2 protein-coding genes are annotated in these 2,435 nt (G+C 72.3%); both read left to right on the top strand.

The annotated features are described in order from the left end of the window. The coding region (locus AOK23_RS42360; RefSeq protein WP_169800393.1) for an FG-GAP repeat domain-containing protein at positions 1-896 on the top strand (896 nt) is incomplete at its 5' end. Positions 897-1,121: 225 nt separating this feature from the next. Then, positions 1,122-2,435: FG-GAP-like repeat-containing protein (locus AOK23_RS42365; protein WP_055717706.1), on the top strand; the 1,314-nt coding region annotated here is incomplete at its 3' end.

Here is a 2,435-nt window from a genome sequence, read left to right on the forward strand (position 1 = left end):
GTGGCCCCGCCCTCCTCGCCGTGAGCGGCGAGGAGGGCGGGGCCACGGTCCTGCGGCCGGGGCCGCTCACCGCCGCCGCACCCACGACACTCGTCGAGGGCTACGACTTCGGTGACGCCCGCGCGCTGACCACCGCGGACTTCGACGGTGACGGCAGGGACGACCTGGCCGTCACCTACAAGGGCCTGGAGATCTCGGGCACCCGTGTCCGTTCCCTGGCGCCCGGCGGCTGGGCGACGCGCTGGCAGGCCGCCGACTTCGGCTCCGCGCTCGCCGCCGGCGACTTCGACGGCGACGGCCGGGCGGACCTGGCGATCGGCGAGGTGCTGCCCGACCCCGAGGCGGAGGGCGCGACTTGCGCGGACCGGCTCGGCGGCGCCCTCGCCACGGTGTACGGGGCGCCGGGCACCACGCTCGGCGGTGGGGTCACCTGCACCACCCAGTCCTCCCCCGGTGTGGGCGGCACGGCGGAGGCCGAGGACAACTTCGGTGCCGCGCTGGCGGTCGTCGACCTCGACGGCAGCGGGCCCGACTCGCTGCTGGTGGGGGCGAGCCACGAGGCGGTGGGGTCGGCGGCCCGCGCGGGCGCGTACTGGGAGCTGGAGGTGGGGGGCGACCGGGTGTTCACCGGTCCGGCCTTCACGCAGAGCTCCGCCGGGGTGCCGGGCACGGCCGAGGAGGGCGACCTGTTCGGGGCGGCGGTGGCGGCGGCCGACTTCGACACGGCGAAGTACGACGACCAGGTGATCGGCGCGCCCGGCGAGAACGCCCCCGCGGGCGCCCTCTGGTACCGCCCGTCGGCGGGCGACGCCCCCCGTCTCCCCGCGGTCTCCCTGACACCGGCGAAGCTCGGACTGACGGGAGCGGCGGGGTACGGGGCGGTGCTCGCCAGGTGAGCCGTGCGGGGCGCGGGGAAGTAAGAGGTCCCCGGCGCCCCACCGGTTCCATCCGTCACAGAAATTCCTCGAACTCCCGTACAACCCTCCCGCACCTCCGGCGGTCTCCTGTTCGCCGACTTTCCCGTGAACCCCGAACGAACTACGGGCGAACGCGGACAGGAAGGGCACCCCATTGACTGCGGACGTCTGCCAGGCGTCCCGCATGCAGCAGGAGATTCCCGCATGCACAAGCATCTGCGACTCGCCCTCGCGACGGCCTCCGCGGCCGCGCTGACGGGCGGTCTGCTCACGTTCTCGGCCGCGACGGCGACGGCGGCCGACTCGGTCCACCACCCGGTGGCGGACTTCAACAACGACGGATACGGCGATGTGGCGTACTCGGCCGGCGGCGCCACGGTCGGCGGCAAGGCCGACGCAGGGCAGGTCGTCGCCCTGTACGGCTCGGCGAGCGGTATCAGCTCGACCAAGCGCACGACGATCAGCCAGAACACCTCGGGTGTACCCGGCGAGGCAGAGACCGGCGACTGGTTCAGCTGGTCCACCGCGTACGGCGACTACAACGGCGACGGCTATGACGACCTCGCCGTGTCCGCGCCCACCGAGGACGTGTCCGGCGACACCGACGGCGGCACCGTCCTCATCGTGTGGGGCTCCGCCTCGGGTCTGTCCGGTGCCACCACCATCAAGGACCTCGCCCCCTCGTCGCACGACCAGTGGGGCCGGTCGCTCGCCTCGGGTGACTTCGACGGCGACGGCACCGATGACCTGGCGATCGGCACCACCTCCAACGAGGTGTTCGTCATCGGTGACGGCATCACCAAGTCCGGTTCGTTCGGCGACCAGTACGCCGTCAAGCTGGACATCGTCTCCGGCAAGGGCGCGGGCGCCATCATGCTCACCGCCGGCGACGCCAACGGCGACAAGCGCACGGACCTCGTGGTCGACGGCTTCGAGACCGACAGCTCCTGGCAGTACAACACCAACTGGTACGTGCCCGGTTCCCCCCAGGGCCTGGGCGCGGAGGGCGGTGTGCGTGAGCTGAAGCGCGGCATCATCACCGGCATCGGCGACATCAACGGCGACGGCTACGGCGACATCGTCACCGGCCAGGACTGGGACCCGTCGAAGGACGGCAGCGAGCCCAGCGTGCCCGGTTCGTCCACCGGCGGCAAGATCCACATCCTGTTCGGCTCCGCGGACGGCCCGGCCACCACGGTCGCGGTGACGCAGGACAGCGGCAACGTCCCCGGTTCCTCCGAGCGCGGCGACTACTTCGGCAGCGAACTCTCCCTCGGCGACATCAACGGCGACGGCAGGACCGACCTGGTCGTCGGCGCGCCCGGCGAAAACCTCGGCGGTGTCGTCAACGCCGGCGCGGTGACCGTGCTGTACGGGTCGCCCTCCGGTGTGAACACCGGCTCCGGCTACCAGTACTTCGCTCAGTCCACGGCCGGTGTCCCCGGCACGGACGAGACGGACGACCTGCTCGGCGGCGAGGTCAAGCTCACCGATGTCACCGGTGACGGCAAGGCGGAC

It is taken from the genome of Streptomyces torulosus (genome assembly GCF_001419765.1).
In the GTDB taxonomy this organism is placed as follows: domain Bacteria; phylum Actinomycetota; class Actinomycetes; order Streptomycetales; family Streptomycetaceae; genus Streptomyces; species Streptomyces torulosus.